This is a genomic window from Streptomyces sp. SudanB182_2057 (genome assembly GCF_964272715.1).
GTDB classification, from domain to species: Bacteria; Actinomycetota; Actinomycetes; order Streptomycetales; family Streptomycetaceae; genus Streptomyces; species Streptomyces rubradiris.
In genome coordinates this window covers 7,859,875-7,872,411 of record NZ_OZ186798.1, presented here as the reverse complement: position 1 = coordinate 7,872,411, position 12,537 = coordinate 7,859,875, and the positions used below count along the sequence as shown (strand labels likewise).

The following is a 12,537-nucleotide window of genomic DNA, read 5'->3' as shown; positions in this document are numbered from 1 at the left end:
GGCCCGTCCGCGTGGTCCGGCGGGGCGGGCCGAGGGGCGGGGTCTCAGGCCGCCGGTGCGAGTGCGGGTGCGGGCCGGGTCTGCTGGTAGGCGTGGCCGACCCGCAGGAGCACGCTCTCCCCGAGCGGTCGTCCGAGCAGTTGCATGCCGATCGGCAGGCCCGCCGTGTCGAACGCGACCGGCACGGTGAGGGAGGGCACTCCGGTGATGTTGGCGGGGGACGACAGGCGTACGTAGGCGTCGGAGACGCTCTCCACGGTGCCGTCGGCCCAGGTGATCGTCTCCTGACCGGCCTTGACCGCGGTCGCCGGGACGGTGGGAGCGGCGATCAGGTCGACCTCCCGCAGCATGTGCGCCCACTCCCGCCGCATGAGGGCGCGGGAGCGCTGGGCGCGCAGGTAGTCCCCCGCGGGCATCAGTTCGCCGGCCTCGAGGAGTACGCGGACGTCGGCCTGGTACAGCTCGGGGACCGTGCGCAGGGTGTTCGCGTGGTAGGCGGTGGCCTCGGGCACCATCAGGCCCCACTGGGTGGCCTGGATGTAGCGGGTCATGGGGATCTCGATGTCCACGAGGCGTGCGCCGAGGGCCGCGAGCTGGTCGATCGCGCGCCGGACGGCGGCTTCGACCTCCCCGTCCACGTGGTCGAAGTAGTAGGTGCGGGGCACGCCGACGCGCAGCCCCGTGAGGTCCGGGTCGGCGGCCGGCCGGTAGTCCGTGGCGGGGGTGGTGAGGGAGGCGGGGTCGCGGGGGTCGTGTCCGGCGAGGGCGGTGAGGACCAGGGCGGCGTCCTCGACGGTGCGGGTGATCGGGCCGACGTGGTCCAGTGACCAGGACAGCGAGGTGACGCCGTGGCGGGGGACGAGGCCGTAGGTCGGCTTCAGGCCGACCACTCCGTTCAGCGCGGCGGGCACCCGGATCGATCCGCCGGTGTCGGTGCCGAGGCCGAAGGTGGCGGTGCCCGCGGCGACGGCCACGGCGGAGCCTCCGCTGGAGCCGCCCGCGACCCGCCCGGTGTCCCAGGCGTTGCCGGTCTGCGGGGTGGTCAGGCCGTAGGCGAACTCGTGGGTGTGGGTCTTGCCGACCAGGAGCGCGCCGGCGGCCGAGAGCCGGGCGGCGACCGTGCTGTCGACCCGCGCGCTGTGCCCGGCCCTGACCCGGGAGCTGGCCGAGGTCGGCACGCCCGCGACATCGATCAGGTCCTTCAGGGCCATCGGAATGCCGTGCAGCGGACCGCGGTGGCGGCCGGCCGCGATCTCGCCCTCGGCTTCGCGCGCGGCCCGGCGGAGGTGTTCGGCGGCGACGGCGACGTACGCCTGAAGGTGCGGCTCCACCCGCTCGGCGCGCCGGAGGACGGAGTCCGCCAGCTCGACGGGGGACAGCTGCCGGGTCCGGATGGCTTCGGCCGCGACGCTCAGCGGGAGTTCATACGGCTGCATCGTGCGTCTCCTGTTCCGCGCGGTAGGCGAGGGCGGGCGGGGTGTCCCCGAAGTCCAGCTCCCGCAGGACCGCGACGACGGAGTGGATGTGGCCGGCGGTGGCCGCCACCACGGCGTGCCGGTCGGCGGGCAGCGGGAGCCCGGCGCGGGCGGCCCAGCGGGCCGCCTCCGCTGGGGTGAGTTCGGCGGAGGACATGGGCGTTCTCCCTCGGAGCTGGGGTGGGCTTGGGTGGTCCGGGCTGGTCCGGCGGGGTTCGAACGGCAGGGGCCGCGGAGCAGCCCGGAACCTAAAGCTAAACGTTTGCGTTAGCTGGACTCTAGGACCTACGGTTCCTTAAAGCAAACAGATTGCGTTTAGGGGTGGCGCGGAGCCCCGAACCCGGCGCCCGGCCACGCACCCTCGCGCGCCGTTCCCCAAGAAACGCGCCGTTCCCCGAGGAAGACGACCGACAAGGAAACGACCGATCATGCGCACTCCCCCGGCCACCGGCCCGACCCCCGTCCCCTCCTGGACCGTGGGCGACCTCGTCGTCCACCGTGTCGACGAGGTTCTCCTGCCGCCCGCGACCGGACCGTGGCTGCTGCCCGGTGCCACCCCGGACCTCGTCGCCAGGCAGGACTGGCTGCGCCCGCACTTCGCGGACGACGCGGGGGTCCTGCGCCTGGACAGCCACAGCTTCGCGTTCACCGTCGGCGGGCGGCGCGTCCTGGTGGACACCGGCATCGGCAACGGCAAGGAGCGGGCCAATCCCGCGTGGCACGACCTGGACACCGACTACCTGGAGCGCCTCACCGCCGCCGGGTTCCCCCCGGACTCGGTCGACCTGGTGATCCTCACCCACCTGCACGCCGACCACGTCGGCTGGAACACGCGGAAGGTGAACGGCGAGTGGGTCCCCACCTTCCCCCACGCCCGCCACCTCGCCTCCCGCGCCGAGCGGGAGTTCTGGGCCGGGTACGACATGGACGAGCCGCGCAGGCAGATGTTCCGCGACTCCGTGATCCCGGTGGAGCGGGCGGGGCTGATCGACCTCGTCGACGTGCCCGCCGAGGGCCTCCGTGTCCTCCCCGGCCTGCGTCTGATCCCCACCCCCGGGCACACCCCCGGTCATCTCTCCGTCGAGCTGACCAGCCGCGGACGGACGGCCCTGATCACCGGCGACTGCGTCCACCACCCGGTCCAGCTCGCCCACCCCGCCGTCGGCGCCTGCGTCGACATCGACCCCGAACGGTCCGAGGAGACGCGCCGCTCGCTGCTCGGCATGCTCGCCGACACCGAGGCCCTCGTCCTGGGCACCCACTTCGCACCGCCCACCGCCGGCCGTGTCGTCTCCCATGGGGGCGCCTACCGGCTCTCGCCGGTCCCGGCCGACTCGGACGGGCTACACGTCGGCGGATGACCCGGCAGGAGGTTTCGCGCCGACGCCCGGCAGAGCTGCGGTTCCCGTGTCAGCGGCGGGAGGAAACGGACCGGGCCCGGCACACCGGGCGGCGTGGAGGGGGGCGGAGCCGTCAGAGCGGGTTGAGGCGGGCCTTGAGCAGGCAGAACTCATTGCCCTCGGGGTCGGCGAGGACGTGCCAGGACTCCTCGCCGGTCTGGCCGACGTCGGCCGGACGCGCCCCGAGCTTCAGGAGGCGCTCGAGTTCGGCGTCCTGATCACGGTCGGTGGCGTTGACGTCGATGTGCAGCCGGGACTTGCCCGGCTCCGGCTCGTCCCTGCGGCTGAGGAAGAGCGTCGGCTGCGCACCGCCGAACCCTTCGCGCGGCCCGATCTCGATGCTGCCGTCCTCTTCGCGACCGAGCACCACGAAATCCAGGACCTCGCACCAGAACCGAGCCAGCACCTCGGGCTCGCGGCAGCCCAGCACCAGCTCACCGATACGACATGCCATCGACCAGACCTACTCTCAGCGTGGGAACTGCCGGGCGGCCGCGCGCGGTTCTCGGCCTCCCCACAGCGGGGACACGGTCGAGACCGTACCGGCCGGGGCGAGCGGGTGCTGAGCATTTTCGAACCGCGGGCATCCGCTCACACCTCGTACGACAGCTCGTGACGGATGCCTCACCAGCCGAGCGGGCGGAGTTTCTGGACGGTCGAGGACACCGCGTCCTGCGGGGCGGCTGTCACGGCGTGGGTCGTCTCCTTCGCGGTGGCGGCGGCTGTCGTCGCCGTCTCACGGACGGTGGTGGCCGTGTCGGCGGGGAGGTCCGGCAAGGAGGGGAGGTGGCGCAGGGTCTGGTCGAGCCGGTCGGCGACCGCGGTGAGTTGGTCCAGCAGGCGCGGCAGCGCGGCCAGGCTGTCGGCGAGGGCGGTGGCACCGGTGAGGTTCCCGGCCCCGGCGGGTGTAGTGGCTGGCGGGGTGGTCAGCTCGGCGAGCAGCGCCCACTGGCGCGTGGTGTCGGCCGTTCCGCCGTAGTGTCGTCCGGTGGGGGCGGGGCGGTCCAGCAGGTCGTCGAGCGCCTTCTTGGAGTCGTCCGCCAGGGCGCCGAGAAGTTCCCTGGCGATATGGGTGATGTCCATGATTTCGGTCCATTCGTCAGCTGGGCTTCCGTGCCGTCACCCGTGCTTGTTCGCTCGGCGGTGGACGGCCCACAGCGCGAGCGCCCCGCAGGCCAGCAGGGCGTGCTGCCGTCCGCTGGAGCGCGCGGGCGGCACGGGCGTCCCCCGGCGGGCCGGGCCGGACGGCGGGAACAGGGCCCGATCGGCGAGGCCGTTCGGGTCGGCCCGCAGTTGTTCCCCGGCCATGCTGTAGGCCAGCAGGGATTCCAGGGCCCGGCGGGCCGTGTGCTGCGGGGAGATCATTTCGCGCAGCACGTGCAGCACGATGCCGTGGACCTCGGACTCGAACAGATCGGAGAAGGTCAGGTGGGGTGCCAGCAGCCGTACGCTGCCCTCCAGATTGACCAGGGACTTGCCGATCAGGCCCACGGTGGGGGCCGAGGCGATGCCCCGGCGGGCGGCCTTCTCCAGTACGGCGCCGAACGCGACGCCGAAGTTCAGTTCGGCCATGGACGCCGAGGCGAGTTTCGGGACCAGCGCGGCCATGTCGGCGCAGAAGGCCGGCAGATCGGTCCACGGCGTGCTGCGGCCCATCTCGGCCCACACCTTGGCCAGGCCGTGGCCGTCGTTCTGGCCGACCGCCATCAACAGCAGCAGCATGCGGATGCTGGTCTGCTGGTCGACGCGGCCGACCATGCCCCAGTCCAGCAGGGTGGCCGGCCCGTCGGGCGTCACGAAGACGTTCCCGGGGTGCGGATCGGCGTGGTAGAAGCGGTCGATGAAATAGCCCCGCCCCATGAACGCCGCCAGTTCGCGGGCGATGGCCTCGCGGTGCTCCGGGCTCAGTTCCTCCCGGTCGACGCGGGCCACCGAGCCACCGGGGGCCAGGGACTGCACCAGGACGCCCGGGGTGGCGGCGACGACTTCGGGGATCGCCAGGTGCGGGAACCGGCCGACCGAGGCCCGGGCGCGTTCCATGTTGGCCGCCTCTTTGGTGAAGTCCAGTTCCGCTTCCATCGCGTCGAAGACGTTGGCGAGGATGGCCCGCACGTCGACCACCTCGTTGAACCGGGGCGCGCCGCGCGCCGTCAGCCAGGCGGCACGGCGCAGCAGTGCCATGTCGGCCCGGACGACCCCGCGGATGCCGGGGCGCTGGATCTTGACGACGCCCGGTGCGCCGCCGCGGAGCGTGACCCGGTGCACCTGGGCGAGGGAGGCCGCGCCGAGCGGGCTGGTGACGTCCACGTCGTCGAACATCCGCTGCCAGCCGGGGCCGAGGTTGGCCTCCAGCACGGGGGCGAAGGTGGCGAACGGCTGGGCGGGCACCCGGTCGTTGAGTTTCTGGAACTCGGCGCGCACATGCGCCGGGACCATGTCCGGACGGGTGGCCAGCACCTGTCCCACCTTGACGTACAGAGGGCCCAGCCGTTCGAGTGCCGCGCGTGCCGCCCGCGCCCGGCGCATGGCGCCCGCGGAGACGAGCCCGTCCGCCATGCCGGAGGAGCAGCCGTCGGTCTCCGTGCCGGCCTGCCCGGTGCGGGCGGGGGTGCGTCCCGCCTCCTGGGCGGCCAGCTCGCCGAGCACCCTTACCACGGTGAGCAGTCGCCCGCTTGCCTGGTCCCGCATCGGTTCCTCTCACCCGCCGTGTGCCCGGCCGCCGGAGGGGCGTGCCGTGTCCGCGGGCTCCAGCAGTGACCTGACGAGGTCCAGCCCGCCGAGCACGCCGTCCGTGACCATGCCCAGGCCGCCCGCCTGCCGGAGCGTCGCCGGAAGGAAGAGGGCCAGCGCGAGGGCGGGCGCGGCGAGCATCCGGGCGGCCTTGTCCTCGTCGCCGGCCGCCTGGCCGAGGATGTCGCCGAATGCCTTCTGGTAGTCGCCCGCCACGTTGTCGACGAACTCCTCGACCACGTTGCGCGGTGGCATCAAAGGCCGTCCTTTCGGGGGCGGTTGTTCGCGGAATGAGGAATGTACCGATTGGCACCCGGTTCAAACAAACCGAGCTTTTATACGATTTTCCTATCGAGCTTCACGTTTCGTGTCATCTATGATTGTTCGCTACGTTTAGCCGGTCAGTGCAGTCGTAAATGAAGCGAGTGGTCTCATGTCTGACGGAACGTCACCGCTGCCCGGCCCCGGAACGGGCAGCACCGGGGTGGTGGTGCAGCCGCGGACTCCGCCCGGCCCCGTGACGACGAGCGGCGACACCGCACGCGTGGCGGCGGCGCTGGACGAGGGGCTCGCCCATCTCTGCCCGCCCTCCCCCACGACCACCCTCAGCCTGGAACTCATGGGCAGCGAGGGGCGGCCCGGACCCAAGCAGATCGGTGACGACCGCCGCGACCGGCGGCTCCACGCCGCCCTCGTCGCCCCGGTGCGCCATCTGCTCGACGCGGGCGGCAAACGCTGGCGCGCCCACCTGATGGCCCGGGTCCTGGAGACGTTCGGCGTCAACCCCCGTCCGTACGCGGAAGTGATCGCCGCCTGCGAAGTGGGGCACGCCGGCTCCCTCATGGTGGACGACGTCGAGGACGCCTCCCCGCTGCGCCGCGGCGGTCCGGCCGCCCACGTCCTCTTCGGGGAGAGCACGGCCATCAACGCCGGCACCGCGGCCTACTTCAGCTTCGACCGCGCCGTCCGGCGCACCTTGCCCGAGGACGCGGAACTCCGCCTGGCGGTGTACGAGACGTACCTGGCCGGGCTGCGCGCCACGCACGCGGGCCAGGCCCTGGACCTCCAGGGTCACACGGAGGAGTTGGAGCTGGCGCTGGCCACGCGGGACGCCGGGCCGCTGCTGCGGATGCTCACCCTCACCCACCGGCTGAAGACCGGAGCCCAGGTGCGCGCCCTGTGCGAGATCGGCTCCCTCATCGGCCGGGCCGCACCGGAACAGCGCGCCGCCATCGGGGAGTTCGGTGAAGCCCTCGGGCTCGCCTACCAGATCATGGACGACGTCTGCGACTTGCGGGGCGTGATCCACCGGCAGCGGGTCACCAAGCGGGTCGCGGAGGACTTGTCCAACGCCAAGGTCGCCTTTCCGCTGGCGCACGCCGTCACCCTGCTGCCGCGGGCCGAGGCGGCCGCCCTGTGGCAGTCGCTGCGCGCGGACCCGGACGAGCGGGCCGTCCAGCGGGCCGCGCGGACGATCGAGGACACCGGGGCGGTCCGCGTCTGCGAACAGGAGGCGACCCGTCTGCTCGGGCAGGCCTGGGCCGGCCTCGCACCGCACCTTCCCGACTCACCCCGTACGACGGCCCTGGCAGAGGCCGCCACGGCCGTGATCCACCGCACCTGGAACACCTGAGCCGCTCCCCCTCGCACCGCACAAGGAGAACTTCGATGACGGACACCTTCCGCACCCTGATCGGTGACCTCGCCGACGACGCGAAGAAGGCCTTCGACGACATCCTCGACCGCCCCTCGGCCGCCTCCGCGTCTTCCGGGGCCGACCTGCTCACCCGGCAGCTGCGCCTGCAGGCGGTGGCCAATCTGCCCGCGGAGTCGCTCCAACTGCTGGGCAAACTGGCCGCGTTGCAGAGCCTGGGCGAGGAAGAGGCGGCCCGGCTGCTCAGGGGCGAGCCGTTGTCCGACGTGACCGGCCTGGCGAGTCGGCTGGGCACGGCGGGCGGGGCGGCGGGGGCACCGCTCGCCGGGCTGAGCGGTCTCCTGGCCGGGGCCTCCGGCGCGGCCGGTGCGGCGGGAAGTGCCGTGGACCTCGCCACGGCACTGTCCGGCCTGCCCGGCCAGGTCGCCCAGCTTCAGGAGACCCTCACCTCGCTCACCAAGGCCCTCGAGTCCCTGCAGAACCTGTCCGCCGCCGCCGGCCAGAGCGGCGGCCAGGCCACCGGTGGCACGCAGTCCGGTGGCGGCGCGCAGGCCGGCGGCAGCGGCGGCGGGACCGCGAAGAAGGCCCCCTGATCCGGCGCGACGGTACCCGAAGAGGCGCACCGGCTACGACCCTGGTGCCCCAGAGGCCGTAGCCGGTGCGCGGGACCCGGTGCCGGAGCCTCAGCGGCCGGCCAGGACGCGGTCCAGCAGGGGAAGCAGGCGGTCCCAGTGGCGGCGCAGTCCGGCGGGGCTGAAGGCGTCGGTGTCGGACATGGTGAAGCCGTGGACGGTGCCGGGGTAGATCTCGGAGGTGTAGCCGACCCCCGCGGCGTCCAGGGCCTGGTTGAGCTCGCCGAGGGCCTCGGGGGTCATGTCTCCTTCGGCATGGCCGAAGTGGACCTGTGCGGTGAGCCCGGACAGGAGGCGGGGGCCGTCGGCGCCCACGGGTCCGTGGAACGCGGCGACGGCGGCCACGCGGCCGGGGTGGGCGGCGGCGGTGCGCACCGCCAGGAGGCCGCCTACGCAGTAACCGGTCACCGCGACCGGCCCGGTGGCGGCCTCCGGCCGGGTGGTGAGGAATTCCAGGTAGGAGTCGGCATCGCGCCGGGCGTGTTCGGTGGTGTGCGCTTCGATCAGAGGCATCAGCCGGGCGAAGACCTCGGGCCGGGTCTCCTCTCCGATGTGCTCGGGAAGCGCGATCACCGGTGCCGGGCCGTGCCGGTAGAAGATGTTGGGGACCAGCACGTAGTACCCGTGCCCGGCCAGCTCACGGGCCAGTTCCCGCAGTGCGGGCCGGATGCCGAAGCCGTCCGGGTACATCAGCACCGCCGGGTGCCGCTCGCCGTGGTCGGGGAAGGCGGCGAAGGCGTCGGCCTGGCCGTCGGCGGTGGGGATCAGCAATGTCTTGATGGGCATGAACTCTCCTGTCGTGGTTGATCTTTCGAACCTGCGATCAACACGACGGAGGCGGAGCCCGCGCGGCGGCGGAAGGACCTCGGCCGGACAGTGGGCCCGCACCGGCCCGCACGGCGCTCAGGAGAGCACCGGGTCACCGATCCGTGCGTGGCGCGATGCCGTCCCGGTATTCATCTCGGCATCGTAGCCCACCGAACGAATCCAAGTCGCCGCCGTTCGCTCAGGATGCCGGGCGTTCGATGCTCAGTACGTGCTGGTCGTGGCGGAAGGTGTACGTGCCGTCCTCGTTGTCGAAGTGCCGCCGTACGTACGCCTCGACCGCCTCGCGGGTCGGGGAAGGGGCGTCGGGGACGCTGAGGAGGAAGTCGGCGACCGTGAGGGTCTCCTCCAGACTGCGGCCGTGGTAGCGGGCGGGGAGGACGTCCAGTTCGGTGCGGCCGGCCAGGCCGGGCGGAAGGGCGGCCAGTTCGCCGACGAGTTCCCGCACGTCGAAGTGGCGGCCGGTGAAGTGGCGCACCATGCGCATGCAGGCGCTGTCGGGATTCTGCAGCAGCACGAGCAGGACGCCGCCCGGCGCCACCCACTCCATGACGCGTGCCGTCGTCGCCGCCCACTGGGCACGGGGGATGTAGTACAGCACGTGGGACAGCAGGGCCAGATCGGCCCGCGCGTCCACCCGGGCCTCGCCGACCGGTTCGGCCACCAGCTCCGCCCGCGGGCACGCCCGCGCCAGCGCGCGCCGCATGGGCTCGCTGGGCTCGACGCACACGACCCGCTCGAAGTACGGGGCGAGATAGCTCGTCGTCGTGCCCTGGGCGGCGCCGATGTCCAGGAGCGTCCGCCGGGCGGGCAGCCGGTCCACCACCCGGCGCAGGTAGGCGTGGGTGGTGGTCTTCTCGTCCGTCCCGGAGAGGAACATGTCGAACCCCTTCCGATAGGCGTCGGCGTGTGTCCCCGCGATGCCCGTCCACGCGGCCTTCTCCAGCTCCACTTCCCACGCTCCCTCCGCTACGGCGGCGTGCCCTGCCCGGCGCGCCACCGGTGCCCTTCGGCGACGCCACAGTGGCACGGCGGGGGTGTCCGTCCAGCGGGGAACACGCTTCGGGTGCGCGGCGGAGGGGGCGCACCGGAGCGGACCCGGACGGCGCGGCGTACGCCCCTTGGCGGAGCGGGACTCCGTCAGCCCCCGCGAAGCACAGGAGGGACCGGTCAGTGGATCAGTCGGTCAGTGGCCGACGGAGAACGGCGTTCTCACTTCCGGACCTGCCTTTGAGGTCGGCGGCCGGCGCGAGCGAGGTGGTCGCGGCGGCTCCCGGGAAGAGTCTGGTCGTCGACATTGACGGCCCGTCGGGCGCCCAACTATGTTCTCGACGATTTCGCGAACGGAGTTCGAGATTCCGAACACCGAAAGGGTGTGTCCATGTCCTCCTCCGTCAGCAGACGACGTCTCCTCCAGCTCGCCGGGGCCACCGCCGCGGCGACCGCCGTGGGCCCCGCCCTCGGCGGCTCCGCCGCCCACGCGGCCGTACCCCCCGCCCGGCCCGACATCGGAGCCCAGGTCTTCCCCTTCGAGCTCGGCCAGGTCAGGCTGACCGCGAGCCGATGGCTGGACAACCAGAACCGGACCCAGAGCTATCTGCGGTTCGTCGACGTCGACCGGCTGCTGTACAACTTCCGCGCCAACCACCGTCTGTCCACCAACGGCGCGGCCGCCACCGGGGGCTGGGAGGCCCCCGACTTCCCCTTCCGCAGCCATGTCCAGGGTCATTTCCTCACCGCGTGGGCCCAGGCGTACGCGGTGACCGGGGACGGCGTCTGCCGGGACAAGGCCCTGTACATGGTCGCGGAGCTGGCCAAGTGCCAGGCCAACAACGGCGCCGCCGGGTTCGGCGCGGGGTATCTCTCCGGCTATCCCGAGTCCGACTTCACCGCCCTGGAGGCGCGCACGCTGTCCAACGGGAACGTGCCGTACTACACCGTCCACAAGACGCTGACCGGCCTGCTGGACGTGTGGCGGTACATCGGCAGCACGCAGGCCCGTGATGTGCTGCTGGCCCTGGCGGGCTGGGTCGACCGGCGTACCGGCCGGCTGACCACCGCGCAGCTCCAGGCCATGCTGGGCACGGAGTTCGGCGGCATGAACGCCGTTCTGACCGATCTGTACCAGCAGACCGGCGACGCGCGATGGCTGACCGTCGCCCGGCGGTTCGACCACGCCGCGGTGTTCGACCCGCTGGCGGCCGGCGAGGACCGGCTGGCCGGGCTGCACGCCAACACCCAGGTGCCCAAGTGGATCGGGGCCGTCCGCGCGTACAAGGCCACGGGCACCACCCGTTACCGGGACATCGCCACCAACGCCTGGAACTTCTGCGTCCACGCCCACACCTACGCCATCGGCGGCAACAGCCAGGCGGAGCACTTCCGTGCCCCGGGCGCCATCGCCGCCTACCTGCGGCAGGACACCTGCGAGAGCTGCAACACCGTCAACATGCTCGCGCTGACGCGGGAGTTGTTCGCGCTGACGCCGGAGCGGGCCGAGCTGTTCGACTACTACGAGCAGGCGTGGCTGAACCAGATGATCGGCCAGCAGAACCCGGCCGACCCGCACGGCCACGTCACCTACTTCACCCCGCTCAACCCCGGCGGCCGGCGGGGTGTGGGGCCGGCCTGGGGCGGCGGCACCTGGAGCACCGACTACACCACGTTCTGGTGCTGCCAGGGCACGGGCCTGGAGATACACACCCGACTGATGGACTCGGTGTACTTCCACGCCGGTACCACCCTGACCGTGAACCTGTTCGTGCCCTCGGTGCTCACCTGGACGCAGCGCGGCATCACCGTCACCCAGACCACGTCGTACCCGGCGAGCGACACCACGACCCTGCGGGTCACCGGCGACGTCGGCGGAACCTGGACGATGCGCGTCCGCATCCCCGGCTGGACCGCCGGGGCCACCGTCAGCGTCAACGGCGTCGTGCAGAACATCTCTACGATCCCTGGCAGTTACGCGGCCCTGACCCGCGCCTGGGCGTCCGGCGACACCGTGACCGTCCGCCTGCCCATGCGTACCGTGGTGCGCCCGGCCGACGACAACCCGGGTGTCGCCGCGGTCACCTACGGACCGGTCGTCCTGGCCGGCGACTACGGCGACACCGCGCTCGGCTCCCTTCCCGCCCTGGACGTCTCCTCGATCAGGCGGACCAGTTCCACCGCGCTCGCCTTCACCGCCACGGCGAACGGCTCCCCCGTGGCCCTGGGTCCGTTCCACGACGCGCACGGCCACAACTACACCGTCTACTGGAGGACCGGGGGTGTGGCGTCCGTCCGGCTCGCCAACGCGGCCGCTGGTCTGGTGCTGGGCATCCAGGACATGTCCACCGCCGACGGCGGCCGTGCGCTGCAATGGAGCGACTCGGGCACCGCCGACCACGACTGGGAGCTGGTCCCCGACGGTGACGCCGTCCGCTTCCGCAATGTGCACAGCGGCAAGGTGCTCGGCGTACGGGACATGTCCACGGCCGACGGCGCCGCCGTGCTGCAGTGGTCGGACAACGGCACCGCCGACCACCGGTGGTTCCTGATCGACCAGGGCGACGGCACCTTCAAGATCCGCAACGCGCACAGCGGGAAACTGCTCGGCATCGAGAACAACTCCACCGCGATGGGCGCCTTCGCGGTGCAGGCCCCGGACGACGGCACCGCCGACAACCGGTGGCGCGTCATACGGTGACGGGCGGCGGACGACCACCGGTGGCCGGGGCGCGGGGTACCTGGAGGTGCGCGCCGATCGACAGGGCCGGCGCGCCGGCGCCCATGAAGGGGGCGCCGCGTCCGGCTCGCGCCCCTGGCACCCCGCTGCC

The 12,537-nt window shown here is 72.5% G+C and carries 12 protein-coding genes; 4 read left to right on the top strand and 8 right to left on the bottom strand.

Translation table 11 applies throughout. From position 1 onward, the window contains the following. Window positions 1–44: 44 nt before the first annotated feature. Complete coding sequence (locus tag ACSURM_RS34995; RefSeq protein ID WP_436959971.1) at window positions 45–1,436, bottom strand: amidase; 1,392 nt, start codon at window positions 1,434–1,436, stop codon at window positions 45–47. Continuing rightward, window positions 1,423–1,632 (bottom strand): hypothetical protein, encoded by a 210-nt coding sequence (locus ACSURM_RS34990; RefSeq protein WP_249459292.1) that lies wholly within the window; start codon window positions 1,630–1,632, stop codon window positions 1,423–1,425. Before ACSURM_RS34990 ends, ACSURM_RS34995 begins: the two co-directional genes overlap by 14 nt. A gap of 271 nt (window positions 1,633–1,903) precedes the next feature. Here ACSURM_RS34990 and ACSURM_RS34985 point away from each other — a divergent pair, with 271 nt between their 5' ends. After that, window positions 1,904–2,836, top strand: coding sequence for an MBL fold metallo-hydrolase (locus tag ACSURM_RS34985; RefSeq protein ID WP_436959970.1), 933 nt, complete (start codon window positions 1,904–1,906; stop codon window positions 2,834–2,836). 112 nt (window positions 2,837–2,948) lie between these two features. Here the strand turns inward: ACSURM_RS34985 and ACSURM_RS34980 are convergent, their stop codons facing one another. From ACSURM_RS34980 to ACSURM_RS34965, 4 genes are all read right to left on the bottom strand, one after another. Next, entirely contained in the window at window positions 2,949–3,329 is a 381-nt protein-coding gene (locus ACSURM_RS34980; RefSeq protein WP_436959969.1) for a VOC family protein, read from the bottom strand. Window positions 3,330–3,499: 170 nt separating this feature from the next. Continuing rightward, the gene (locus ACSURM_RS34975) at window positions 3,500–3,958 is read right to left on the bottom strand and encodes a hypothetical protein (RefSeq protein ID WP_436959968.1); all 459 of its coding nucleotides are present in this window, start codon (window positions 3,956–3,958) and stop codon (window positions 3,500–3,502) included. Window positions 3,959–3,994: 36 nt separating this feature from the next. Further along, on the bottom strand, window positions 3,995–5,563 hold the full coding sequence (locus ACSURM_RS34970) for an ABC1 kinase family protein (RefSeq protein WP_436959967.1): 1,569 nt from the start codon (window positions 5,561–5,563) through the stop codon (window positions 3,995–3,997). A gap of 9 nt (window positions 5,564–5,572) precedes the next feature. After that, window positions 5,573–5,860 carry a hypothetical protein gene (locus ACSURM_RS34965; RefSeq protein WP_436959966.1) on the bottom strand — a complete coding sequence of 96 codons (288 nt, stop codon included), beginning with the start codon at window positions 5,858–5,860 and terminating at the stop codon, window positions 5,573–5,575. A 178-nt stretch (window positions 5,861–6,038) separates the two neighbouring features. Between ACSURM_RS34965 and ACSURM_RS34960 the strand changes: the two genes are divergently transcribed. Then, window positions 6,039–7,238 carry a polyprenyl synthetase family protein gene (locus ACSURM_RS34960; protein ID WP_436959965.1) on the top strand — a complete coding sequence of 400 codons (1,200 nt, stop codon included), beginning with the start codon at window positions 6,039–6,041 and terminating at the stop codon, window positions 7,236–7,238. Window positions 7,239–7,273: 35 nt separating this feature from the next. Continuing rightward, entirely contained in the window at window positions 7,274–7,852 is a 579-nt protein-coding gene (locus ACSURM_RS34955; RefSeq protein WP_436959964.1) for a hypothetical protein, read from the top strand. Window positions 7,853–7,942: 90 nt separating this feature from the next. Here ACSURM_RS34955 and ACSURM_RS34950 read toward each other — a convergent pair whose 3' ends face one another. Then, window positions 7,943–8,677 (bottom strand): dienelactone hydrolase family protein, encoded by a 735-nt coding sequence (locus ACSURM_RS34950; protein WP_436959963.1) that lies wholly within the window; start codon window positions 8,675–8,677, stop codon window positions 7,943–7,945. A 220-nt stretch (window positions 8,678–8,897) separates the two neighbouring features. Next, complete coding sequence (locus ACSURM_RS34945) at window positions 8,898–9,668, bottom strand: class I SAM-dependent methyltransferase (protein ID WP_436959962.1); 771 nt, start codon at window positions 9,666–9,668, stop codon at window positions 8,898–8,900. 429 nt (window positions 9,669–10,097) lie between these two features. On the opposite strand from ACSURM_RS34945, the gene ACSURM_RS34940 reads away from it, so the two are divergent. Beyond that, window positions 10,098–12,407: a beta-L-arabinofuranosidase domain-containing protein gene (locus ACSURM_RS34940; RefSeq protein WP_436959961.1), complete on the top strand. Its 2,310-nt coding sequence runs from the start codon at window positions 10,098–10,100 to the stop codon at window positions 12,405–12,407. The last annotated feature ends 130 nt before the right edge of the window (window positions 12,408–12,537 follow it).

What these genes read in the sequence shown, in the direction of transcription:
- ACSURM_RS34970 (WP_436959967.1), bottom strand. Translation starts at nt 5,563, where the DNA reads ATGCGGGACCAGGCAAGCGGGCGACTGCTCACCGTGGTAAGGGTGCTC.
- ACSURM_RS34985 (WP_436959970.1), top strand. Translation starts at nt 1,904, where the DNA reads ATGCGCACTCCCCCGGCCACCGGCCCGACCCCCGTCCCCTCCTGGACC.
- ACSURM_RS34980 (WP_436959969.1), bottom strand. Translation starts at nt 3,329, where the DNA reads ATGGCATGTCGTATCGGTGAGCTGGTGCTGGGCTGCCGCGAGCCCGAG.
- ACSURM_RS34995 (WP_436959971.1), bottom strand. Translation starts at nt 1,436, where the DNA reads ATGCAGCCGTATGAACTCCCGCTGAGCGTCGCGGCCGAAGCCATCCGG.
- ACSURM_RS34960 (WP_436959965.1), top strand. Translation starts at nt 6,039, where the DNA reads ATGTCTGACGGAACGTCACCGCTGCCCGGCCCCGGAACGGGCAGCACC.
- ACSURM_RS34940 (WP_436959961.1), top strand. Translation starts at nt 10,098, where the DNA reads ATGTCCTCCTCCGTCAGCAGACGACGTCTCCTCCAGCTCGCCGGGGCC.
- ACSURM_RS34975 (WP_436959968.1), bottom strand. Translation starts at nt 3,958, where the DNA reads ATGGACATCACCCATATCGCCAGGGAACTTCTCGGCGCCCTGGCGGAC.
- ACSURM_RS34965 (WP_436959966.1), bottom strand. Translation starts at nt 5,860, where the DNA reads ATGCCACCGCGCAACGTGGTCGAGGAGTTCGTCGACAACGTGGCGGGC.
- ACSURM_RS34955 (WP_436959964.1), top strand. Translation starts at nt 7,274, where the DNA reads ATGACGGACACCTTCCGCACCCTGATCGGTGACCTCGCCGACGACGCG.
- ACSURM_RS34990 (WP_249459292.1), bottom strand. Translation starts at nt 1,632, where the DNA reads ATGTCCTCCGCCGAACTCACCCCAGCGGAGGCGGCCCGCTGGGCCGCC.
- ACSURM_RS34950 (WP_436959963.1), bottom strand. Translation starts at nt 8,677, where the DNA reads ATGCCCATCAAGACATTGCTGATCCCCACCGCCGACGGCCAGGCCGAC.